Source organism: Azospirillum rugosum (genome assembly GCF_017876155.1).
Taxonomy (GTDB): domain Bacteria; phylum Pseudomonadota; class Alphaproteobacteria; order Azospirillales; family Azospirillaceae; genus Azospirillum; species Azospirillum rugosum.
In genome coordinates this window covers 218,515-239,268 of sequence record NZ_JAGINP010000007.1, presented here as the reverse complement: position 1 = coordinate 239,268, position 20,754 = coordinate 218,515, and the positions used below count along the sequence as shown (strand labels likewise).

At 69.8% G+C, this 20,754-nt stretch carries 21 protein-coding genes; 7 read left to right on the top strand and 14 right to left on the bottom strand.

Annotation, left to right across the window (positions count from 1 at the left end):
- Positions 1–71: 71 nt before the first annotated feature.
- The 5 genes from dxs to J2851_RS12220 all read right to left on the bottom strand — a co-directional run bounded on the left by dxs (position 72) and on the right by J2851_RS12220 (position 4,631).
- Positions 72–1,988, bottom strand: coding sequence for a 1-deoxy-D-xylulose-5-phosphate synthase (dxs, locus tag J2851_RS12240; protein ID WP_209766550.1), 1,917 nt, complete (start codon positions 1,986–1,988; stop codon positions 72–74).
- An 18-nt stretch (positions 1,989–2,006) separates the two neighbouring features.
- Positions 2,007–2,873 carry a polyprenyl synthetase family protein gene (locus J2851_RS12235; protein WP_209766598.1) on the bottom strand — a complete coding sequence of 289 codons (867 nt, stop codon included), beginning with the start codon at positions 2,871–2,873 and terminating at the stop codon, positions 2,007–2,009.
- A gap of 25 nt (positions 2,874–2,898) precedes the next feature.
- On the bottom strand, positions 2,899–3,153 hold the full coding sequence (locus J2851_RS12230; RefSeq protein ID WP_209766549.1) for an exodeoxyribonuclease VII small subunit: 255 nt from the start codon (positions 3,151–3,153) through the stop codon (positions 2,899–2,901).
- Between the two features lie 155 nt (positions 3,154–3,308).
- Entirely contained in the window at positions 3,309–4,238 is a 930-nt protein-coding gene (locus J2851_RS12225; RefSeq protein ID WP_209766548.1) for a histone deacetylase family protein, read from the bottom strand.
- Positions 4,239–4,391: 153 nt separating this feature from the next.
- Positions 4,392–4,631, bottom strand: a complete 240-nt coding sequence (locus J2851_RS12220) for a sulfurtransferase TusA family protein (protein ID WP_209766547.1) — start codon at positions 4,629–4,631, stop codon at positions 4,392–4,394.
- Between the two features lie 313 nt (positions 4,632–4,944).
- On the opposite strand from J2851_RS12220, the gene J2851_RS12215 reads away from it, so the two are divergent.
- Positions 4,945–5,307, top strand: a complete 363-nt coding sequence (locus J2851_RS12215; protein ID WP_209766546.1) for an ArsR/SmtB family transcription factor — start codon at positions 4,945–4,947, stop codon at positions 5,305–5,307.
- A 7-nt stretch (positions 5,308–5,314) separates the two neighbouring features.
- Here J2851_RS12215 and J2851_RS12210 read toward each other — a convergent pair whose 3' ends face one another.
- From J2851_RS12210 to petA, 5 genes are all read right to left on the bottom strand, one after another.
- The gene (locus J2851_RS12210; protein ID WP_209766545.1) at positions 5,315–5,719 is read right to left on the bottom strand and encodes a DUF423 domain-containing protein; all 405 of its coding nucleotides are present in this window, start codon (positions 5,717–5,719) and stop codon (positions 5,315–5,317) included.
- An 80-nt stretch (positions 5,720–5,799) separates the two neighbouring features.
- Positions 5,800–6,351 carry a DUF924 family protein gene (locus J2851_RS12205; protein WP_209766544.1) on the bottom strand — a complete coding sequence of 184 codons (552 nt, stop codon included), beginning with the start codon at positions 6,349–6,351 and terminating at the stop codon, positions 5,800–5,802.
- A 93-nt stretch (positions 6,352–6,444) separates the two neighbouring features.
- Positions 6,445–7,209, bottom strand: a complete 765-nt coding sequence (locus J2851_RS12200; RefSeq protein ID WP_209766543.1) for a cytochrome c1 — start codon at positions 7,207–7,209, stop codon at positions 6,445–6,447.
- A complete protein-coding gene (locus J2851_RS12195; RefSeq protein ID WP_209766542.1) occupies positions 7,209–8,477 on the bottom strand; it encodes a cytochrome b in 1,269 nt (422 codons plus the stop codon). Before J2851_RS12195 ends, J2851_RS12200 begins: the two co-directional genes overlap by 1 nt.
- Before the next feature lie 29 nt (positions 8,478–8,506).
- Positions 8,507–9,076, bottom strand: coding sequence for a ubiquinol-cytochrome c reductase iron-sulfur subunit (petA, locus tag J2851_RS12190; protein ID WP_209766541.1), 570 nt, complete (start codon positions 9,074–9,076; stop codon positions 8,507–8,509).
- A gap of 257 nt (positions 9,077–9,333) precedes the next feature.
- Here petA and J2851_RS12185 point away from each other — a divergent pair, with 257 nt between their 5' ends.
- Both J2851_RS12185 and hemF read left to right on the top strand, forming a co-directional pair.
- Positions 9,334–9,786 carry a tRNA (cytidine(34)-2'-O)-methyltransferase gene (locus tag J2851_RS12185; protein ID WP_209766540.1) on the top strand — a complete coding sequence of 151 codons (453 nt, stop codon included), beginning with the start codon at positions 9,334–9,336 and terminating at the stop codon, positions 9,784–9,786.
- Between the two features lie 19 nt (positions 9,787–9,805).
- Positions 9,806–10,705 carry an oxygen-dependent coproporphyrinogen oxidase gene (gene hemF, locus J2851_RS12180; protein ID WP_209766539.1) on the top strand — a complete coding sequence of 300 codons (900 nt, stop codon included), beginning with the start codon at positions 9,806–9,808 and terminating at the stop codon, positions 10,703–10,705.
- A gap of 21 nt (positions 10,706–10,726) precedes the next feature.
- Here the strand turns inward: hemF and J2851_RS12175 are convergent, their stop codons facing one another.
- Genes J2851_RS12175 through J2851_RS12160 form a run of 4 tightly spaced genes read right to left on the bottom strand, consistent with a single transcriptional unit; the run spans position 10,727 to position 13,646 of the window.
- Positions 10,727–11,971, bottom strand: coding sequence for a CCA tRNA nucleotidyltransferase (locus tag J2851_RS12175; protein WP_209766538.1), 1,245 nt, complete (start codon positions 11,969–11,971; stop codon positions 10,727–10,729).
- 25 nt (positions 11,972–11,996) lie between these two features.
- Entirely contained in the window at positions 11,997–12,347 is a 351-nt protein-coding gene (locus tag J2851_RS12170; RefSeq protein WP_246500607.1) for a DUF6111 family protein, read from the bottom strand.
- Positions 12,348–12,369: 22 nt separating this feature from the next.
- Positions 12,370–13,134, bottom strand: a complete 765-nt coding sequence (locus tag J2851_RS12165; protein ID WP_209766536.1) for a CoA pyrophosphatase — start codon at positions 13,132–13,134, stop codon at positions 12,370–12,372.
- Positions 13,086–13,646: a DUF1285 domain-containing protein gene (locus tag J2851_RS12160; protein WP_209766535.1), complete on the bottom strand. Its 561-nt coding sequence runs from the start codon at positions 13,644–13,646 to the stop codon at positions 13,086–13,088. Before J2851_RS12160 ends, J2851_RS12165 begins: the two co-directional genes overlap by 49 nt.
- 118 nt (positions 13,647–13,764) lie before the next feature.
- Here J2851_RS12160 and J2851_RS12155 point away from each other — a divergent pair, with 118 nt between their 5' ends.
- From J2851_RS12155 to J2851_RS12140, 4 genes are all read left to right on the top strand, one after another.
- The gene (locus J2851_RS12155; protein ID WP_209766534.1) at positions 13,765–14,793 is read left to right on the top strand and encodes an AAA family ATPase; all 1,029 of its coding nucleotides are present in this window, start codon (positions 13,765–13,767) and stop codon (positions 14,791–14,793) included.
- A gap of 10 nt (positions 14,794–14,803) precedes the next feature.
- A complete protein-coding gene (locus J2851_RS12150) occupies positions 14,804–15,703 on the top strand; it encodes a DUF58 domain-containing protein (RefSeq protein WP_209766533.1) in 900 nt (299 codons plus the stop codon).
- A gap of 162 nt (positions 15,704–15,865) precedes the next feature.
- Positions 15,866–18,595 carry a DUF4159 domain-containing protein gene (locus tag J2851_RS12145; RefSeq protein WP_209766532.1) on the top strand — a complete coding sequence of 910 codons (2,730 nt, stop codon included), beginning with the start codon at positions 15,866–15,868 and terminating at the stop codon, positions 18,593–18,595.
- Positions 18,592–20,691 (top strand): glutamine amidotransferase, encoded by a 2,100-nt coding sequence (locus J2851_RS12140; RefSeq protein WP_209766531.1) that lies wholly within the window; start codon positions 18,592–18,594, stop codon positions 20,689–20,691. Before J2851_RS12145 ends, J2851_RS12140 begins: the two co-directional genes overlap by 4 nt.
- Positions 20,692–20,754: the final 63 nt, after the last annotated feature.

Here is a 20,754-nt window from a genome sequence, read left to right as displayed (position 1 = left end):
ACGCCCGCCACCGCTCGGGTGACGGGCGCCCGGTTCACTTCCTACCGATCCTCTGCCAGATGGAACGCCGCTCACGCCCGAGCGGCGGTGGCCTCGATGCCCAGCGCCTGAAGCGCGGTGGCGACGATGTGGCGGGCGTTGAGGCCGGCCTCCTCGTACTGCTTGGCCGGGCTGTCGTGGTCCTGGAAGCGGTCCGGCAGCACCATCGGACGGATCTTCAGGCCGTTGTCGAGCAGCCCCTTGGTCGCCAGGAATTGCAGCACGAAGCTGCCGAATCCGCCGACCGAGCCCTCCTCGATGGTGATCAGCACCTCGTGCTCCAGCGCCAGCCGGCGCACCAGATCCTCGTCCAGCGGCTTGGCGAAGCGGGCGTCGGCCACCGTCGTCGACAGCCCCCGCGCGCCCAGTTCCGCCGCCGCCTTCATGGCCTCGGCCAGACGCGTACCGTAGCTCAGGATGGCCACCTTGGTGCCCTCCTGAAGCACGCGGCCCTTGCCGATCGGCAGGACCGTGCCGCGCTCCGGCAGTTCCAGCCCGACGCCCTCGCCGCGCGGGTAGCGCAACGCGGAGGCACGGTCCTCGATGGTCGCGGCGGTCGCGACCATGTGCATCAGTTCCAGCTCGTCCGCCGCCGCCATCATGACGATGTCCGGCAGGCAGCCGAGATAGGCCACGTCGAAGGCCCCGGCGTGGGTCGCCCCGTCCGCCCCGACCAGCCCGGCGCGGTCGAGCGCGAAGCGCACCGGCAGGTGTTGCAGCACCACGTCGTGGACCACCTGGTCGTAGGCGCGTTGCAGGAAGGTGGAGTAGATGGCGCAGAACGGCTTGAAGCCCTCCGCCGCTAGGCCAGCGGCAAAGGTGACCGCGTGCTGCTCGGCGATGCCGACGTCGAAGCAGCGGCTGGGGAAGCGCTGGCCGAACAGGTCCAGCCCGGTGCCCGACGGCATCGCGGCCGTGATGGCCAGCACCGCCGGATCGACCTCCGCCTCCTTGATCAGGGCGTTGGCGAAGACGCGGGTGTAGCTGGGGGCGTTGGACTTGGGCTTGGACTGGGTCCCGGTGATGACGTCGAACTTGGCGACGGCGTGCAGCTTGTCGGCGGAGGCCTCCGCCGGGCCGTAGCCCTTGCCCTTCTTGGTGACGACGTGGATGAGGACCGGCTTGTCGTCCTCCGCGTCGCGCACGTTCTGCAAGACGGGCAGCAGGTGGTCCAGGTTGTGTCCGTCGATCGGGCCGATGTAGTAGAAGCCCATCTCCTCGAACAGCGTGCCGCCGGTCACCATGCCGCGGGCGTACTCCTCCGCCCGGCGGGCGGCGGTGCGCAGGGGGCGCGGCAGCTGGTCGGCGATGTCCTTGGCCAGATGGCGGAGCGACAGGTACGGCTTCGACGAGATCAGGCGCGACAGGTACGCGCTCATCGCGCCGACCGGCGGCGCGATGGACATGTCGTTGTCGTTCAGGATGACGATCAGCTTCGTGTTCGCCGAGCCCGCGTTGTTCATGGCTTCATAGGCCATGCCGGCGCTCATCGCGCCGTCGCCGATCACGGCGACCACGTGGTTCTTGTGGCCGAGCTGGTCGCGGGCCACCGCCATGCCCAGCCCCGCCGAGATGGAGGTGGAGCTGTGGCCGGCGCCGAACGGGTCATATTCGCTTTCCGACCGTTTCGTGAAGCCCGACAGCCCCTCGCCCATGCGAAGGGTGCGGATGCGGTCGCGGCGCCCGGTGACGATCTTGTGCGGGTAGCACTGGTGCCCCACGTCCCAGATCAGGCGGTCGTCCGGCGTGTTGAACACGTAATGGAGCGCCACGGTCAGTTCCACGACGCCGAGCCCGGCCCCGAGATGCCCGCCGGTCACCGAAACCGCGCTGATGGTTTCCGTGCGCAGTTCGTCGGCGAACTGGCGAAGCTGTTCGGGCTGAAGGGCGCGCAGGTCTGCGGGGGTGTGGACGAGGTCGAGTAGCGGCGTCTTGGTGGTCGGGGTCACGTTCTGCACGTCCTCCGTTCAGGACCGGCGCGCGACGACGAAGTCGGCGACCGCCTTCAGAATATCGGCACGCCCCTCGAAGATCTCCAGGTGTGCCACGGCTTGGGCGGCCAGCATCGCGGCCTGCGAGCGGGCGCGGTCGCGCCCGAGGATGGACACGAAGGTCGCCTTGCCGGCTTGCGCGTCGCGGCCGACGGACTTGCCCGTCTCGGCCTCCGTCCCTTCGACGTCCAGCAGGTCGTCGACGATCTGGAAGGCCAGCCCGAGGTCGTGGGCGTAGGCGCGCAGGGCTTGGCGCTGCGGCGGCGGGGCCTTGCCCAGGATGCCGCCGGCCTCGCAGGAGAAGGCGATCATGTCGCCGGTCTTCATCCGCTGCAGGCGCGTGGTCGTGCCGAGGTCGAAGGTCTCATGCTCGGCGATCAGGTCGAGCATCTGCCCGCCGACCATGCCGTGCGGCCCCGCGGCCTTGGCGAGCGCGGAGACGAGCTGGCAGCGCACGTTCGGATCCTCGTGGGTGGCCGGGTCGGCCAGCACCTCGAAGGCGTAGGTCAGCAGCCCGTCGCCGGCCAGGATCGCCGTCGCCTCGTCGAACTGGCGGTGGGCGGTCGGGCGGCCGCGGCGCAGGTCGGAATCGTCCATGGCCGGCAGGTCGTCGTGGACCAGCGAGTAGGAATGGACGAACTCCACCGCTGCGGCGACGCGCAGCGCGCAGTCCGGGTTGACCCCGAACAGCGCCGCCGACTGGCAGACCAGGAAGGGGCGCAGCCGCTTGCCGCCGTTCAGGCAGCCGTAGCGCATCGCTTCCAGAACCCGCGATTCGGGAAGGTCGGTGGTGGGAATCAGGTGGGAAATGGCCCGTTCCACATCCTCGGCCATGGTGGCCATGGCGGTTTTCAAGTCGGTCTGCACGTCAGTCGATCCTGGCGGGTTCGGTGGCGAGGGAGCCGTCGGCGGCGACGGTGATTCGATCGACTTTCGCCTGCGCTTCCCGCAGCTTCGCTTCGCAATGGCGCTTCAGCGCCGTGCCGCGCTCGTAGGAGGAGATGGCGTCGTCCAGCTTGCCGCGCCCTTCCTCGAGCTGCCGCACGATGCGTTCCAACTCGGCGAGCGCGTCCTCGAAGCTGAGGGCGGCGATGTCGGGGGGAATGTTTGCGTGGTCAGCCATGGTCAATCCGAAAGGGGTCCCGCGGAGGGCCGAAACCCGAAGTTATGACCCGTTCCCCAAATGCGCAAGGCCCGCCGCGGGCGTAGAACGCTCACAGACGGGCCTAGCCGGATGGAAATGCCAAGCTCGCACCGTTTTCAACAATACAGGCGATTTCAACAATACATCAGTTCGCGCACATGGGCCGCGCAGGCCGACGCCAGCGCACGGAGATTGTACCCGCCTTCCAGCACCGACACGATTCGGGCACCGCAGTGCGTGCGCGCCATGTCGCCCAGCTTGCGCGTGGCCCAGGTGAAGTCGTCGTCGGTCAGGTGCAGGCTGGCCAGCGGATCGCGCGAATGGGCGTCGAATCCGGCCGAAATCATCAGCAGGTCCGGTTTGAAATGGTCGATGGCCGGCAGGATGATGTGCGTCATCGCGTGCCGGAATTCCGGCGAGCCGGCCATCGCCGGCAGCGGGGCGTTGACGCAGTTGCCGTATTCCCCGCGCTCCGCCGCGTCGCCGGTGCCCGGGTAGAGTGGCGACTGGTGGGTGGAGCAGTAGAGCATGTCCGGGTCGCGCTGGAAGATGTCCTGCGTGCCGTTGCCGTGGTGGACGTCGAAATCCACCACCGCCACCCGTTGCAGCCCGTGCGCCGCGCGGGCGTGGTAGGCGCCGACCGCGACGTTGTTGAACAGGCAGAAGCCCATCGCCTTCTCGTATTCGGCGTGGTGCCCCGGCGGCCGAACGGCGCAGAAGGCGTTGCGCGAGTGGCCGGTGGCCACCACGTCCACCGCCGCGATCACCGCCCCCGCGGCGCGGAGCGCGGCCTCCCCCGACCCCGGCGACAGGACCGTGTCGGCGTCGACGCCCGCGTGGTCGTGCTCCGGCACCATGGCCAGGACGCTCTCCACATGCTCCTTCGGGTGCGCGCGGGCGATCTGCTCGATGGTGGCGCGCGGCGCGTCCTGCCGGTCGAGCATGTAGAACTCTTCGGTTTCGAGCGCGGCCAGCACGGCGCGCAGACGGTCGGCGCATTCCGGATGGCCCAGCCCTGTGTCGTGTTCCAGGCAGGCGGCGTGGGTGAACAGGGTGGTGAACATGCTTTTTCTGTCTTTTTCGTTCGTGTTCGAGGCATTTCCTGCCTCTATTGTTCCCGCTTCGCTAATGAAAGTACAGGCTGATTCCGGGGCTTATCGTCACATCCCCCCTTGGGTGCTGAGCACCACCTCTGCGCGCCCGACGGGATTGACGGATCAGGCGGCTCGCTCGATCACGAAGCGGTAGACCCCGCCCTCCTCCGTGCTGGCGACCAGCCGGTTGCCCGTCGCTTCGCAGAAGGCGGCGAAATCCTTGGGCGCGCTCGGGTCGGTGGCTTCGACGGTGAGGGTTCCGCCCGCCGGAACGGCCTTGAGCGCCTTGCGCGCGCGGAGCACCGGCAGCGGGCACTGAAGACCCTTGGCATCCAACTGGTGGGAGCCGCCCTGGTCGGTCATCGGTCACTGTCTCCTTACCCTGTCTGCGGCGATTCTATGACGGCATGGCGGCGGGCTCAATCGGCAAGGCGCACAAGGCGCCGCAGTCCGGGCCGACAGAACATTCCGCGCGCCGGGAACAGAGTTGCGCCTACGGGACATCCACGGGTAGACAGCGCGGCCCACCGTTCAATATGATTGAACACGAATGATTCGGGCCGGCTGTTGGGCGCAATGAACACGCGCCGGCGGACGCCGATGCGCATTCATGCATGGGATGACCTGCGCATTCCGGTTGAACGCAGGCCTGGACTCCGACAGCGACGGTAGCTTCATGAACACGGTCGATCTTCTGAGCAACGCGCGCCGCGCCAGCACGCTGCTGAAGGCCATGAGCAACGAGCGCCGGCTGCTCATCCTCTGCTATCTGGCGGAGGGGGAGAAGTCGGTGGGCGAGTTGGAGGATTTGGTCGACCTCAGCCAGTCCGCGCTGTCGCAGCACCTCGCCCGGCTGCGGCGCGACAAGCTGGTGCGCACCCGGCGTTCCGCCCAGAACATCTACTATTCGCTGAACGGGCACGAGGCGCAGACCGTCATGGCGACGCTGCACGGCCTGTACTGCGCCCCGTCGGCCCGCAACCAGGACGAGGCCACGCCGGCGGAGCCCACCGCCGAGGAATCGGCGCCCGCCTCCTGACGCTTGGTCAGCCTTCCTCGAAGAAACGGCGGCCGAACAACAGGGCCGCCAGGGCCACCACGACCCACCCCAGCATGAAGGCGGTGCCGCCGAGCGGCGCCGTCATGGCGATGGCAAGCGGCCCGGACAGGGCGATCGCGTAGAGCGTTCCGCTGAACAGCAGGATTCCCGCGACGAACAGCCAGCCGGCCGCCATCAGGGCAAAGCGGGCGGGGCCACCGGCACGGCGTGCCAGGACGACCAGCCCGACCAGGGCCAGCGCGTGCCACATCTGGTACTGGCCGGCCAGCCGGAACAGCTCCTGGGCGCGCGGGTCGCCGGCGAGGCCGTGGCTGGCGTAGGCGCCGGTTCCCACCGCCATGGCGCCGTTCAGGGCCGCGAACGCCACCCAGATCCGCTCCACCACACCCATGAGCCATTCCTCCGCGCCTGTCACGAGGACCGGACCATAGCCGAGCGCATCGGGTTGGACGAGCGCATTCGGGCGCGCCGTCAGAAGGCCGAGCCCGGCTCCTTCAGGAACTCCGTCTCCTCCGCCGTGCTGGCGCGGCCGAGGATGGCGTTCCGGTGCGGGAAGCGCCCGAAGCGTTCGATGATCGCGCGGTGCCGTTCGGCGTAATCCACCACCTCCGCCTCGCCGACCCGCTCGCGGAACAGGGCGCAGGACAGGCGCTGGCAGTCCGGATCCTCCTGGTGCTCGAAGGGCAGGTAGAGGAAGATCCGCTCGTCCCCGTTGCACTCCAGGTCGAAGCCGTTCTCCACGGCGTGGCGCGCCACCGCCAGCGCCTTGGCGTCGGTGGCGAAGGCGCGCGGCGACCCGCGGAAGGCGTTGCGCGGCACCTGGTCCAGCAGGACGCAGAGCGCCAGGCAACCGTCCACGTCGTCCATCCAATGGTCGAGCTTGCCCGCCGCCGCGGCCTCGTGATGGGGCAGCAGCGTGTCGCTCACCGCGCGGTCGAAGCTGGCCGACGGCTTGAACCAGTAAGGCTTCATCGCCTCGTCGAACCAGAAATCGACGATCTCGTCGATCAGCTTGTCCACCATGTCCGACCCTCCGAAAGTACAGCCCCGAAAAAGAACAGGGCGCCCGGGGGCGCCCTGTCCAGCTCTAAATGCTCAACCGAAACCCGCGAGGGCTCAGTGCACCGTGCTCCAGAGCTTGCGCTTGGTGGCGTACATCAGGCCGGCCAGAACGATCAGGAACAGGATCACCTTCACGCCCATCTGCTTGCGCGCGTCCAGGTGCGGCTCCGCGGCGAAGGTCAGGAAGGTGGAGACGTCCCGCGCTTGCTGGTCGACCGTGGCCTTGGTGCCGTCGGCGTAGGAGACGCCGTCCGGCTGCAGGATGTTGGGCATGCCCACCTGATGGCCCGGGAAGACCTTGTTGTAGTTCATGCCCGGCATCAGGGTCACGCCTTCCGGCGGGGTGTCCTCGAAGCCCGTGAGGAAGGCGTAGAGGTAGTCCTCGCCGCCCTTGCGGGCCTTGGCGATCAGCGACAGGTCCGGCGGCAGGGCGCCGTTGTTGGCGGCACGCGCGGCGTTGTCGTTGGGGAACGGCGACGGGAAGCGGTCGGCCGGGGTGCCCGGACGCATGAACATCTCGCCCGCGTCGTTCGGGCCGGCCTGGACCTCATAGCCGGCGGCCAGCGCCTTCAGCTCGTCGTCCTTGAAGCCGATGCCGCCCAGCGTACGGATCGGGACCAGGCGCATGGAGTGGCAGGCCGAGCAGACTTCCTTGTAGACCTGGAAGCCGCGCTGCGCCGACGCCTTGTCGATGGTGCCGAAGACGCCGCTGTGCGGCCAGCTCTGCTCGGGGATGTGCACCCCTTCCGACGCCTGCGCGGTGCCGGCCAGGCCCAGGGCGAGAGCCGCGGAGAGAATGGCAGACTTCAGAGCGCGCATTAGGCCTTCTCCATCGGCTTGGCGTGGGCGCCGGCGGCAACGCGGCCGCCGCCCTTCAGAACGGGTTCGCAGATGCTGGCCGGCAGCGGCAGCGGACGCTCCAGCTTGCCCAGCAGCGGCAGCAGGATCAGGAAGTGGAAGAAGTAGTAGGCGGTGCCGATGCGGGCAATCATCAGCCAGACACCTTCGGCCGGCATGGCGCCGGCGTAGCCGAGCACCAGGGCGTCGATGGCCAGGATCCAGAAGAACTGGCGGTAGATCGGACGGAACTTGCAGCTGCGGACCTTGGAGGTGTCGAGCCACGGCAGGACCGCCAGCACCGCGATGGCGCCGAACATGGCCAGCACGCCGCCCAGCTTGTCCGGGATCGCGCGCAGGATCGCATAGAAGGGCAGGAAGTACCATTCCGGCACGATGTGCGCCGGGGTGACCAGCGGGTTGGCCGGGATGTAGTTGTCCGGGTGGCCGAGGTAGTTCGGCGCGAAGAACACGAAGGCCGCGTAGAAGATCAGGAACACGACGACCGCGAAGCCGTCCTTGATCGTGACGTACGGGTTGAACGGCACGGTGTCCTGCGGGCCCTTCGGGTCGATGCCCAGCGGGTTGTTGGAGCCGGAGACGTGCAGCGCGGCGGTGTGCAGGATGACCAGCGCGAACAGCACGAACGGCAGCAGGAAGTGCAGCGCGAAGAAGCGGTTCAGCGTCGGGTTGTCGACCGAGAAGCCGCCCCACAGCCAGGTGACGATCGGGTCGCCGACGATCGGGAAGGCCGAGAAGAGGTTCGTGATGACGGTGGCGCCCCAGAAGCTCATCTGGCCCCACGGCAGCACGTAGCCCATGAAGGCCGTGGCCATCATCGCCAGCATGATGAGGACGCCGAGGATCCACAGGATTTCGCGCGGGGCCTTGTAGGAGCCGTAGTAGAGGCCGCGGAACATGTGGATGTAGACGGCGATGAAGAACATCGACGCGCCGTTGGCGTGGACGTAGCGCAACAGCCAGCCGTAGTTGACGTCGCGCATGATGCGCTCGACCGAGTCGAAGGCGATGTTCGTGTTGGCGGCGTACTGCATGGCCAGCACGAGGCCGGTCGCGATCATGATCACCAGCATGATGCCGGCAATCGCACCGAACGCCCACAGGTAGTTGACGTTCCGGGGCATCGGGTACTGGTTGTACTCATGATCCAGCATGGAGAAGATCGGCAGGCGGCTGTCGATCCACTTCACGACGGGGTTCTTGAACTGCGGGGCGTGAGCCTGAGCCATCTTGGGGTCTCCCGAACCTTTAGGGCCGCTTAGCCGAGCCGGATCGCGGTATCGCTCGTGAAAGCGTACTGCGGAACGACGAGGTTGGCCGGGGCCGGACCCTTGCGGATGCGCCCAGCGGTGTCGTAGTGCGAGCCGTGGCAGGGGCAGAACCAGCCGTCGTAGTCGCCGCGCGGGTCGGTCGGCTTCTGCCCCAGCGGCACGCAGCCGAGGTGCGTGCAGATGCCGATGACGATCAGCCATTCCGGCTTCTTCACGCGGGCGTCGTCGGCGGCCGGGTCACGCAGCTCGCCCAGGTTGACCTTCTTGGCCTCGTCGATCTCCTTGGCCGTGCGGTGGCGCACGAAGACCGGCTTGCCGCGCCAGGTCACGGTGATCGCCTGACCTTCGGCGACCGGGGCCAAATCCACGTCGATCGAGGCGAGCGCCAGAGTGTCGGCGGCCGGGTTCATGCTGTCGATGAACGGCCACGCGGCGGCGGCGACACCGACGGCACCCACGGCTCCGGTGGCGAGGTAGAGGAAGTCACGGCGGGAAGTCCCCTCGCCGCCGGGGGCCGCGTGGGCACCCGTCCCGGGCGGATGCGTGGTCTGAGCCATAAGCGTGTTTCTCCTCAAGGCATACCCGGCGCGCCGAAGCGCCCGTTGAGACGTCAAACAATCATTAGCACGACTGAACGGGCGTGTCCGCCCGTTGGGTGAGCGTAGGCGCGCCACGTCTGCCGGGGTGGGTGGCCCCGGTTGCATGGGGTGCGGTATACAGTCGCGGCATAGCCTTGAAAAGGCTTAGTCGTTGGACAACTTGTCGCGCCCCCGGGCGCAAGATTAGAATCCTCTGAACCTCAAAAGGCTTCGCCATGCGTCTCGTCCTCTTCGAACCCGACATCCCGCAGAACACGGGTACGTTGATGCGACTCGCGGCCGGGCTGGGCGTCTCCCTCGATCTCATCGAGCCCTGCGGGTTCCTCCTGGACGACCGCAAGCTGCGGCGCGCCGGCATGGACTACATCGACCATCTCGACTGGACACGGCACAACTCCTGGTCTTCCTATCGATCCGGGACGCAGAACGGCCGGCTGGTCCTGCTGACCACCCGCGGCGCCATGCCCTACACCGACTTCGCCTTCGCCCCGGACGACCGGATCATGGTCGGGCGCGAGAGCGCCGGTGTGCCGGACGAGGTGCACGAGGCGGCGGACGCCCGCCTCGTCATACCATTGAAGCCGCCCGCACGCTCGCTGAACGTTGCGCTCAGCGCGGCCATGGTGTTGGGTGAGGCCCTGCGACAGACCGCCACACTTGTTCGATGAAGGTTGGAGACAGCGCCCGATGACCGCCCCCGCTCCGCACACGGTGCCCACCGAGGACCAGAGGACCCGCGCCACCGCGTGGTTCGCCGAGTTGCGCGACCGCATCTGCGCCGAGTTCGAGCGGATCGAGGACGAGCTGACCGGCACCCACGCCGACCTTCCCCCCGGCCGGTTCGAGCGCAAGCCCTGGACCCGACCTGATCCTTATTCTGAACAGGGGGGCGGCGGCGAGGGCGGCGGCGGCGTCATGTCGGTGATGAAGGGGCGGGTGTTCGAGAAGGTGGGCGTCAACGTCTCCACCGTGCACGGCACCTTCAGCCCGGAGTTCCGCAACAACATCCCCGGCGCCGCCGGCGACGGCCGGTTCTGGGCCTCCGGCATCAGCCTCGTCGCCCATATGCGCTCCCCCCTGGTGCCGGCCACGCACATGAACACGCGGCACATCGTCACCAGCATCGGCTGGTTCGGCGGCGGCGCCGACCTGACCCCGATGATCCCGGACGAGCGGGAGACCGCCGACTTCCACACGGCACTCCGCGACGCCTGCGACCGGCACGACCCGGCCTACTACGCGCGCTACAAGGAATGGTGCGACCGCTACTTCTTCCTGCCGCACCGGGGCGAGGCGCGGGGAGTCGGCGGCATTTTCTTCGACAACCTCGATTCGGGCGACTGGGAGGCCGACTTCGCCTTCACCCGCGACGTCGGGCTGGCCTTCCTGGAGGTCTACCCGGCGCTGGTCCGCCGCCGCATGAACGACCCCTGGACGCCCGAGCAGCGCGAACACCAGCTGATCCGCCGTGGGCGCTATGTGGAATTCAACCTTCTGTACGACCGCGGAACGACCTTCGGCCTGAAGACCGGCGGCAACACCGAAGCCATCCTGATGAGCATGCCGCCCGAGGTGAAGTGGCCGTGATGGGGCGATGTTGGGTTTCGCTTACGCTGCACCCAACCTACGCGTGGCCTCCCGCAAACACTCCTCCCGTCCTGGCCGGAAGTCCTCGGCGATCCACCAGGCTTCCACCTCCTTCAGCAGCTTGCCAACGGCGGGGCCGCGCTGCAGGCCCATCTCCAGCAGGTCACGGCCGGCGATGGGGAGCTTCAGGGACGGCAGGTCGTCGGCGGTGGCGAGGGCGTCCCTGACGGCGCCCAGCGCCATCGGGCCGGGCGCGTCCACCGCCGCCAGCAGCACCAGATCCCGGTAAAGCTCCGCGTCGCCCACGCGGTAGAGCGCTTGCCGGTGCTTCACCCGGTCGTCGGACGGCGAGACGGGCATGGGCGGTTCGACCAGGGCGGCGAGGCGGTCGCGGTCGGCGTTGGACAGGCGCAGCGCTTCCGACACCCGCAGAGCGCCCGCGTGGTCGATCGCCAGAACGGCGGCGAAGCGGCGGACGGCGTCCAGTGGTTCGCCAAGGTCATGCTCCAGCCGGACGAGGCGGTCCAGCCGCGCGGTCTCCGTCGCCTCCGGCAGCAGGTGCGCCATGATTCCGTGCTCGATCATCAGCCGCCACGCCGAACCGGGGTCGGGCGCGGCCAGGAGGCGCGACAGCTCGCCCCTCACCCGCTCGCCGGACAGGGTCGGCAGGCGCGGCGCCATCTCCGTGCAGGCGGCCAGCGCGTCCGCGTCGGGCGCGCCGCGGCCGTAATGGGCGTGGAAGCGGAAGAAGCGCAGCAGGCGCAGCACGTCCTCCTCGATGCGCTGGCGCGGGTCGCCGACGAAGCGCACCCTCCCCGCGGCCATGTCGGCCAGCCCGCCGAACGGGTCGTGGATGCAGCCTTCCAAGGTGCAGCTCAGCGCGTTCATGGTCAGGTCGCGCCGGGCCGCGTCCTCCCGCCAGTCGTCGGTGAACTCGACGCGGGCGTGCCGGCCGTCGGTCTCCACGTCGCGGCGCAGCGTGGTGATCTCGTAATGCGCCTTGCCGACCACCGCGGTGATGGTGCCGTGCTCGATGCCCGTGGGAATGGCCAGGATGCCGGCGGCCTTCAGCAGCTCCATCACCCGCTGCGGCGGGGCGTGGGTGGCGATGTCGATGTCCTTGACCTTGCGGCCGAGCCACGCGTCGCGCACGCAGCCGCCGACGAAGCGCGCGTCGGCACCACCGGCGTCCAGCGCGGCGAACACGGCGCGCGTCTCATGGGCGGTCATCCAGGGCTGGGGGGCGAGGCGGGCGACGACGGTCATGGCCGGAAGCTAGCCCGCCGCACGGCTATTTTCCAGCGGGCGCGCTCCCGGCCGGCTCGCCCCCGACCGGCTCGCCCCCGGCCGGCTCGCCCCCGGCCGGCTCGCCTTGCGTGCCCTCCACCACCCGGCCGTTCTCCAGATGGGCGGGCGTGTAGACGCTGTGCGGCGGCGCGCCGCTGGTGACGGCGATGACACCCAGCGTCAGCCCCATCAGCCCGGCCCCGGCCAGGAGAAGCCAGGGCCAGGGGGCCGTCACCCACCAGGGCGCGCGGGTGTGCGTCTCCTCTGCTCGGGCGCGGCGGCGCTCGATCACGATGATGTAGAGGATGTATCCAGCCGTCGGCAGCAGCAGCGGCACCACGACCGTCAGGAACATGCGCAGCACCGATCACCGCCTGTCAGGTCTCTCCGGTCACGGCGTCATCGCCGGCCAATGCACCGCTCACCCCGTCGGCCGGCGGCTCCTCCCCCAGCGTGTCGTCGCGCAGGACGTCGCACAGGTTCACCAGCATGCCCGCGGTCGCCCCCCAGATGAAGCGCTGCTGATAGGGAAACACGTAGAAGTGCCGTTGCGCTCCCTGGAACTCCCGGCTGTGGCGCTGCGGGTTGGACGGGTCGAGGATGAAGTCCAGCGGCACCTCGAACACCTCCGCGACCTCGGTCGGGTCGGGGGTCAACTGGAAGGGCGGCTGCACCAGCCCGACCACCGGCGTCACGCGGAAGCCGGTGCGCGTCACGTAGGTGTCGAGCCGTCCGATGATCTCGATCCGGTCGCGGCCGAGCCCGATCTCCTCCTCCGTCTCGCGCAGCGCGGTTTCCTCCAGCGTCGCGTCGAAAGGCTCCATGCGGCCGCCGGGGAAGCTGATCTGGCCGGCGTGGGCCGTCAGGTGCGCCGTGCGCTGGGTGAAGATGAGCGTCACGCCGTCGGCGCGGTCGACCAACGGCACGAGCACCGCCGCCTCCCGCAGCTTGCTGTCGGGCAAGGGGCCGTAGCCCGGATTCAGGTCATGGTCGCCGCGCACCTTCGCCGGGCGCGGTCCCTCCACCGGGCTACCTGGCGCCGGGCCGCCCGGCCCCGAACTGCCCGGAAAACGCCCGCGCAGATCGTCCAGCGTCAATCGCCAGGCAGCTTGCCCAGCGCGAAGAAGACTTGATTGCTCCATACTCCCACCTCGGCCTCGCCATCATCCTGGCTGCTGACGACGGCATGGTCCACCATTTCGTAGTAGACCGAACGCGAAATCCGCGCTTCCAGTCCGTTTCTTATCGCAATGTAGGGCGCGGGCTCCCCGCTTTCAGGATGATGGACAACCCTGATCGGATGATCCGGCCCCGCATCCACCCATTCGTCTAAATTTGTACGGAACGACAGGACCTGCTGTTCTCCTTCTCCGCTTGTGGACATTTCCACCGCGACGAAGGGCGCGTCGTCCACAACTATGCGCCCGCGCTCAACAGGTGTGACAAGCCAAAAGTCTCCCGCGTCATCCCGCCGCAGAACCGTGGCGAACAGCTTCGCCAGTTCGATCCGGCGGATCGGGTCGCCCTCGTGGAACCACGTCCCGTCCCGCGCGATGCGGATGTCGAAGCGCTGATCCTTCGGGGTGATGGGAAGCTTTCCGCTCTTCTCTTCATCCGCGCGCTTGTCAATCGCGCTGTCGTTACCGACCTTCATCGAATGCCTGTCCATGGTGGAGGCCGAAGGGATCGGCCTCTGGATTTCGCCACGCAACCTAATTTCGCCATACTCGTCACATAGGTCCGGTTCTCCGGAATAAAATGGGAGCAGAGACGTGAGCGCCACCGACGCCGCCAACCATGCGCCGATTCCCGTATCCGAGAACCCGCACCAGTTGATGGCGGAGATCGAAGCGCTCGGCGGCCGGCTGGCGCATGTGCGCGACCGCATCGGCCGCATCATCTTCGGCCAGCAGGACGTCATCGACCTGACGCTGATCACCTTGCTCGCCGGCGGCCACGTGCTGCTGATCGGCGTGCCGGGCCTTGCCAAGACCCGCCTTGTGGAAACGCTGGGCACCGTGCTCGGTCTTGCCGAGAAGCGCATCCAGTGCACGCCCGACCTGATGCCGGCCGACATCCTGGGGTCCGAGGTGCTGGAGGAGAACGAGCACGGCCGCCGCTCCTTCCGCTTCCTTCCCGGTCCGGTGTTCAGCCAGCTGCTGATGGCGGACGAGATCAACCGCGCCAGCCCGCGCACGCAGTCCGCCCTGCTCCAGGCGATGCAGGAGCACCGCGTGTCGGTCGCCGGCCAGTACCACCCCCTGCCTGAGCCGTTCCACGTGCTCGCCACCCAGAACCCGCTGGAGCAGGAGGGCACCTACCCGCTGCCGGAAGCCCAGCTCGACCGCTTCCTGATGCAGATCGACGTGGTCTACCCGGACCGCGACGCGGAGCGGCGGATGATGATCGCCACCACCGGTTCGCTCGACGAGAAGGCCGTGACGGTGCTCAGCCCCGCCGACCTCCAGGCCGCCCAGCGTCTGGTCCGCCGCGTTCCGGTCGGCGAGGGCGTGGTGGAGGGCATCCTCGACCTTGTCCGCCGCGGCCGTCCGGAAACCACCGATGTGCCGGAGGTGCAGCGCCACGTCGCCTGGGGCCCCGGCCCGCGCGCCAGCCAAGCGCTGATGCTGGCCGCCCGCGCCCGCGCGGTGCTGGACGGCCGTCTGTCGCCGTCGCTGGACGACGTCATCGCGCTGGCCAAGCCGGTGCTGCGCCACCGCATGGCGCTGAACTTCGCCGCGCGGGCGGACGGCATCACGCTGGACGACGTCATCAACCGCCTGTGCGCACCGCTCTCATGAGGATTCGCTGATGGCCGCCCCCACCCTCGGCGCCAACACGCTCCGCGCGCAGCAGCGGGCGGAGGGGCTGGCCGCGACCCTGCCGCCGCTTCTGGTCGCGGCGGAGCGCGTGGCCGCCACCGTCGCCCAGGGCGTGCACGGTCGGCGGCGCGTCGGGTTGGGCGAGACCTTCTGGCAGTTCCGCCGCTACCAGCCCGGCGATTCCCCGCAGATGATCGACTGGCGGCAGTCCGGCAAGACGCAGCCGGTCTTCGTCCGCGAGAACGAGTGGGAGGCCGCCCAGACCGTCTGGCTGTGGCGCGACCGCTCCCCCTCCATGGACTACCGCTCCGACAAGGAACTGCCGACCAAGCGCGAGCGCGCGGACCTGCTGACCCTCGCCGCCGCCGTCCTGCTGGTGCGCGGCGGCGAGCGGATCGGCCTGCTGAACTCCGGCGTCCGGCCGGACCACGGCAAGTTCGCGCTGAACCGCATGGCCGGCCTGATGACCGACCCGCGCGCCGCTCACGACCCGGACGGCCTGCCGAAGCCGGAGCCGCTGCCCCGCCACGCCCAGGTCGTCCTGATCGGCGACCTACTGTCGCCGCTGCCGGATATCCACGCCACCGTGTCCGCCCTGACCGGGCGCGGCGTGCGTGGCCACATGCTCCAGGTCCTGGACCCGGCCGAGGAAACCCTGCCCTACGACGGCCGGGTCGAGTTCGAAGGCTTCGAGGGCGAGGAGGAGTTGCTCGTCCCGCGCGTCGAGGCGATCCGCCAGACCTATCTGGAGCGCCTGCGCACCCAGCAGGACGGCCTCGCCGCACTCGCCCGCGCCGCCGGCTGGACCTTCGCCGTGCACCGCACCGACCGCCCGCCGCAGTCCGCCCTGCTTGGGCTGTGGGGTGCTTTGGCGCGGGAGGCGGTGTAGGTGCGGGAGCATGGCGCCCCCTCCCTAACCCTCCCCCTCTTCGAGGTGGAGGGGACTGCCGCCGCTCCGCCCGAAATCCCCTCTCCCGCGAAGCGGGGGAGGGTTAGGGAGGGGGCCGCAAGTCCTCTCCCCCATCACCTTCCACAAACACCGTAGACGCCGATGCTGGGTTTGGGACCGATCGCCTTCGCCGCCCCGTGGGTGCTTGCCGCACTGGCCGTACTGCCGGTCCTGTGGTGGCTCCTGCGGGTGACGCCGCCCGCCCCGCGGGTGGTGCGCTTCCCGGCCATCCGGTTGCTGCGCGACCTGACGGCGCGGGAGGAGACGCCCGCGCGCACGCCGCTGTGGCTGCTGATCCTGCGGCTCGTCGTGGCGGCGCTGGTCATCCTGGCGCTGGCCGGGCCGCTGCTGAACCCGCGCGCCGCCCTGCCCGGCGGCGGGCCGCTGCTTCTGCTGGTGGACAACGGCTGGGCGTCTGGCCGCGACTGGCCGAACCGCCGCCGCGCCATGGAGGAGCTGGTCGGCCAGGCGAGCCGGCAGAACCGCCAGGTCATCGTGCTGGCCACCGCCGCGCCCGCCAGCGGCGAGAAGATCCAGGCCTCCCCGCCCCTGCCCGCAGCGGAGGCGCGCCGCCTCATCCAGGCGCTGGAGCCGCTGCCCTGGCCGACCGACCGCGCCGCGGCGCTGGAGGTCGTGCGCGGGCTGGCCGCCAAGGGGGCCGCGCACACGGTCTGGCTGAGCGACGGCATTGGCGACAGGTCCGCCCGCGCCCTGGCCGAAACCTTGCAACGCATGGGCTCGGTCGAGGTGCTGGACGACAGCGCCGGCAAGCCGCCGCACCTGCTGCTGCCCCCCTCGCCGGAGGGCACGGGCCTGACGGCCCGCGTGGTCCGCGCCGACGCCAGCCGGCCGGAGCCGGTGACCGTGCGCCTGTCCGGCGCCGACGGGCGCCTGCTGACCCGCCAGTCCATCGCCTTCGAGCCCGGCCAGTTGACCCGCGACGTGCGGTTGGACGTGCCGACCGAGCTGCGCAACGACGCCGCGAGCCTGCGCGTGGAGAACGACACGACCGCCGGCGCCACCGTCCTGCTGGATGAACGCTGGCGCCGCCGCCCGGTCGGGTTGGCCTCCGGACGGCCGGAGGGCGAGAACCAGCCGCTGCTGTCCGACCTGCACTATCTGGAACGGGCGCTCGCCCCCTACAACGAGGTGCGCAAGGGCGAGCCGACCGAGCTGATGAAGCGCGACCTCGCCGTGCTCGTGCTGTCCGACATTGGCGCGCTGACCGGGCACGAGGCGCAGGCCATCGAGGACTGGGTCAAGAAGGGTGGCGTCCTGCTGCGCTTCGCCGGCCCGCGGCTGGCGCAGAATCCGGACGGCCTCGTCCCCGCCCGCCTGCGCGCCGGCGACCGCGCGCTGGGCGGCGCGCTGTCCTGGTCGGAACCGGCGAAGCTCCAGCCCTTCGACGGCAAGAGCCCCTTCGTCGGCCTGACCATCCCCGAGGACGTCACCGTCTCCCGCCAGGTGCTGGCGGAGCCGGCGCTGGACCTCGCCGACCGCACCTGGGCGCGGCTGCAGGACGGCACGCCGCTGGTCACGTCGGAAAAGCGCGGAGACGGCTACATCGTGCTCGTCCACACCACCGCCAGCCCCGACTGGTCCAACCTGCCCATGTCCGGCCTGTTCGTGAACATGCTGCGCCGCCTCGTCACGCTCAGCGGCGGCGTCGCCGGCGGGGCGCACGGCGGCACGCTGGAACCGCTGGAGGTGCTGGACGGCTACGGCCGGCTGGTGCCGCCGCCCGCCACCTCCTTCCCGATCGCCGGCGACGCCGGGGCCGACGTGATCGGCCCGCGCCACCCGCCGGGCTTCTACGGCACCGACGATGCCCGCCGGGCGCTGAACCTGACCGCCGGCCTGACGAAGATCGAACCGCTGGGTGCGCTCCCCAACGGCATCGCCCGCGCCGGGTATGGCGAGCGGGGCGAGGTGCCGTTGAAGCCGGGCCTGCTCGGAATCGCCCTGGCTCTGGCCATGGTCGACCTGCTGATCGCGCTGGCGCTGCGCGGCCTGCTCGGCCGCTGGACGACGCGTCGCCGCGCCGGGGCCGCCGCGGCCGCCCTTCTGCTGGCCCTTGCCTCGGTCCCCGCGACTCTCGTTCCCTTGGGGCCGGCGCATGCCGCCGACGACATGCAGGCGACCAAGGTGACGGCGGAGACCTACCTCGCCTATGTCCGCACCGGCGACGGCACGGTGGACGACACCTCCCGCGCCGGGCTGGAAGGGCTGGTGGACGTGCTGAACCGGCGCACTGCGGTGGAGACCGCAGGCGCCGTGGGCGTCGATCCGGAGACGGACGAGCTGGCCTTCTTCCCCCTGCTCTACTGGCCGGTGTCACCCGCCCAGCGCGGCCTGTCCGACCAGGCCCGCACCCGGATCAACGAGTATCTGCGCAGCGGCGGCACCATCCTGTTCGACACGCGCGACCAGTCGGCCGGCGCGCTCGGCGGCAACGCGTCGCTCCAGACGATCGTGGCCGGGCTGGACGTCCCGCCGCTGACGCCGGTGCCGCCCGACCATGTGCTGACCAAGTCCTTCTACCTGCTGAACGATTTCCCCGGCCGCTACAACGGCGGGGAGCTGTGGATCGAGGCGCGCGAGGGCCGCACCAACGACGGCGTGTCGCCCATCCTGATCGGCGGCAACGACTGGGCCGCCGCCTGGGCGGTGAACCGCAACGGCCAGCCCATGTACGCCGTGGTGCCCGGCGGCGAGCGGCAGCGGGAGATGGCCTTCCGCTTCGGCGTCAATCTCGTCATGTACGCCCTGACCGGCAACTACAAGGCCGACCAGGTGCATGTGCCCGCCATCCTTGAAAGGCTCGGCCAGTGAACCTTCTCGACGGAACCACCATCGCGCTGGCCCCGCTGCTGCCCTGGGCGGTGCTGGCGCCGCTGTTCGTGGTGGCGGTCGCCGTGGTGCTTCTGGCCGTGTTCCGGCGCGCCCGCGGCGCGTGGCTGCGCGCGCTGGCGGTGCTCGTGCTGGCCCTGGCGCTCATCAACCCGTCGCTGGTCCACGAGAACCGGGAGCCGATCAAGGACGTGGCGGTGGTGGTGCTCGACACCTCGCCCAGCCAGAACATCGGCGACCGCAAGGCGCGCGCCGAGCGCGAGCTGCAGAACCTGACCGAGCGGCTGAAGGCCTTCGACGACCTGGAGGTCCGCGTGGTGCGCGCCGGCGACGGCGCGTCCGGCGCCGCGGCGATCAACGAGACGCACCTGTTCGACGCGCTGAACCGCGCCATGGCGGACGTGCCGCGCCGGCGCATGGCCGGGGCCGTGCTGATCACCGACGGGCAGGTCCACGACATCCCGGAGAACGTTGCCAAGCTGGCCGAGATCGGCCCGATTCACACGCTGCTGACCGGCAACCGGGACGAGGGCGACCGGCGGCTCGCCATCGTGCAGGCGCCGACCTACGGCCTCGTCGGCAAGCCGGTTGAGCTGACCATCCGCATCGACGACATGCCGGGCCGGCAGTCGCAGGACGCGGCGGTGACGCTGCGCCAGGACGGCGGCGCCCCGCGCACCATCCGCGTGCCGGTGGGCCGCGACTTCCACATGGACTTCCCCGTCACCCACGGCGGCCAGAACGTGCTGGAGATGGAGGTCGAAGCCGCGAAACAGGAGTTGACGCTCGCCAACAACCGCACGGCGGTGGTGGTGAACGGCGTGCGCGACCGGCTGCGCGTCCTGCTCGTCTCCGGGGAGCCGCACGCCGGCGAGCGGACCTGGCGCAACCTGCTGAAGGCCGACCCGTCGGTGGACCTCGTCCACTTCACCATCCTGCGCCCGCCGGAAAAGCAGGACGGCACGCCGATCCGCGAGCTGTCGCTGATCGCCTTCCCGATCCGCGAGCTGTTCGAGATCAAGCTCGACGAGTTCGACCTGATCATCTTCGACCGCTACCGTCGGCGCGGCGTGCTGCCGCAGATGTATCTGGAGAACATCGCCGAGTACGTGCAGAAGGGCGGCGCCCTGCTGGAGGCGTCGGGCCAGGGCTATTCGACGCCGCTGTCGCTGTTCCGCACTCCGCTGGGCCAGGTAATGCCGGCGGAGCCCACCGGGCAGACCATCGACCGCCCCTTCAAGCCCACGGTGACCGAGGTCGGCCGCCGTCATCCGGTCACATCCGGCCTTCCCGGCGACAACCCCAACGGCGACCCGACTTGGGGCCGCTGGTTCCACCAGGTCGACGTCACGCCGACCAACGGTTCCGTCGTCATGAACGGCGCCGACAACCGGCCCCTGCTGATCCTGGACCGCGTCGGCAAGGGCCGTGTGGCGCAGCTTGCGTCGGACCAGATGTGGCTGTGGAGCCGCGGCTTCGAGGGCGGCGGCCCCCAGGCCGAACTGCTGCGCCGCCTCGCCCACTGGCTGATGAAGGAGCCGGAGCTGGAGGAGAACGACCTCCGCGCCCGCGTGGACGGCAACAAGATCACCGTGGAGCGCCGCTCGCTGGAGCCCGACCCGCGCAGCGTTACCCTGACCACCCCGTCGGACGAGACCCGCACGCTGGAGATGACCGACGACAAGACCGGCCGCGCCGTCGCCACGGTGATCGCGGCCGAGCCCGGCATCTACCGCGTGAGCGATGGCGACCGCACGGCGCTGGCGGTGGTGGGCGCCGTGAACCCGCCGGAACTGGCCGACGTCCGCTCCACCGGCGACAAGCTGGCTCCGGTCGCCAAGGACACGGGCGGCGGCATCCACTGGATTTCCGACACCGAGGGCGGCGCCCGCCCCGGCATCGACATCCGCCGCACCCGCCCGGACCGCCCCCAGACAGGAGACGGCTGGATCGGCCTGCGCGCCAACGGCGACTTCGTCGTGACCGGCGTGTCAGACGTGCCCCTGCTGCCGATCGGCGCGGTGCTCGCCCTGGCGCTCGGCGCCCTCCTCCTGGCGTGGCGGCGGGAAGGTCGATAGATCCCGCAAAAAGGGTCAACGAGACTGTTGCAAAGGGGCCGTCTTTCCGATTATGGTGCGGCC

What these genes read in the sequence shown, in the direction of transcription:
- J2851_RS12235 (WP_209766598.1), bottom strand. Translation starts at nt 2,873, where the DNA reads ATGGCCACCATGGCCGAGGATGTGGAACGGGCCATTTCCCACCTGATT.
- J2851_RS12230 (WP_209766549.1), bottom strand. Translation starts at nt 3,153, where the DNA reads ATGGCTGACCACGCAAACATTCCCCCCGACATCGCCGCCCTCAGCTTC.
- J2851_RS12225 (WP_209766548.1), bottom strand. Translation starts at nt 4,238, where the DNA reads ATGTTCACCACCCTGTTCACCCACGCCGCCTGCCTGGAACACGACACA.
- J2851_RS12220 (WP_209766547.1), bottom strand. Translation starts at nt 4,631, where the DNA reads ATGACCGACCAGGGCGGCTCCCACCAGTTGGATGCCAAGGGTCTTCAG.
- J2851_RS12215 (WP_209766546.1), top strand. Translation starts at nt 4,945, where the DNA reads ATGAACACGGTCGATCTTCTGAGCAACGCGCGCCGCGCCAGCACGCTG.
- J2851_RS12210 (WP_209766545.1), bottom strand. Translation starts at nt 5,719, where the DNA reads ATGGGTGTGGTGGAGCGGATCTGGGTGGCGTTCGCGGCCCTGAACGGC.
- J2851_RS12205 (WP_209766544.1), bottom strand. Translation starts at nt 6,351, where the DNA reads ATGGTGGACAAGCTGATCGACGAGATCGTCGATTTCTGGTTCGACGAG.
- J2851_RS12200 (WP_209766543.1), bottom strand. Translation starts at nt 7,209, where the DNA reads ATGCGCGCTCTGAAGTCTGCCATTCTCTCCGCGGCTCTCGCCCTGGGC.
- J2851_RS12195 (WP_209766542.1), bottom strand. Translation starts at nt 8,477, where the DNA reads ATGGCTCAGGCTCACGCCCCGCAGTTCAAGAACCCCGTCGTGAAGTGG.
- petA (WP_209766541.1), bottom strand. Translation starts at nt 9,076, where the DNA reads ATGGCTCAGACCACGCATCCGCCCGGGACGGGTGCCCACGCGGCCCCC.
- J2851_RS12185 (WP_209766540.1), top strand. Translation starts at nt 9,334, where the DNA reads ATGCGTCTCGTCCTCTTCGAACCCGACATCCCGCAGAACACGGGTACG.
- hemF (WP_209766539.1), top strand. Translation starts at nt 9,806, where the DNA reads ATGACCGCCCCCGCTCCGCACACGGTGCCCACCGAGGACCAGAGGACC.
- J2851_RS12175 (WP_209766538.1), bottom strand. Translation starts at nt 11,971, where the DNA reads ATGACCGTCGTCGCCCGCCTCGCCCCCCAGCCCTGGATGACCGCCCAT.
- J2851_RS12170 (WP_246500607.1), bottom strand. Translation starts at nt 12,347, where the DNA reads ATGTTCCTGACGGTCGTGGTGCCGCTGCTGCTGCCGACGGCTGGATAC.
- J2851_RS12165 (WP_209766536.1), bottom strand. Translation starts at nt 13,134, where the DNA reads ATGGAGCAATCAAGTCTTCTTCGCGCTGGGCAAGCTGCCTGGCGATTG.
- J2851_RS12160 (WP_209766535.1), bottom strand. Translation starts at nt 13,646, where the DNA reads ATGAAGGTCGGTAACGACAGCGCGATTGACAAGCGCGCGGATGAAGAG.
- J2851_RS12150 (WP_209766533.1), top strand. Translation starts at nt 14,804, where the DNA reads ATGGCCGCCCCCACCCTCGGCGCCAACACGCTCCGCGCGCAGCAGCGG.
- J2851_RS12145 (WP_209766532.1), top strand. Translation starts at nt 15,866, where the DNA reads ATGCTGGGTTTGGGACCGATCGCCTTCGCCGCCCCGTGGGTGCTTGCC.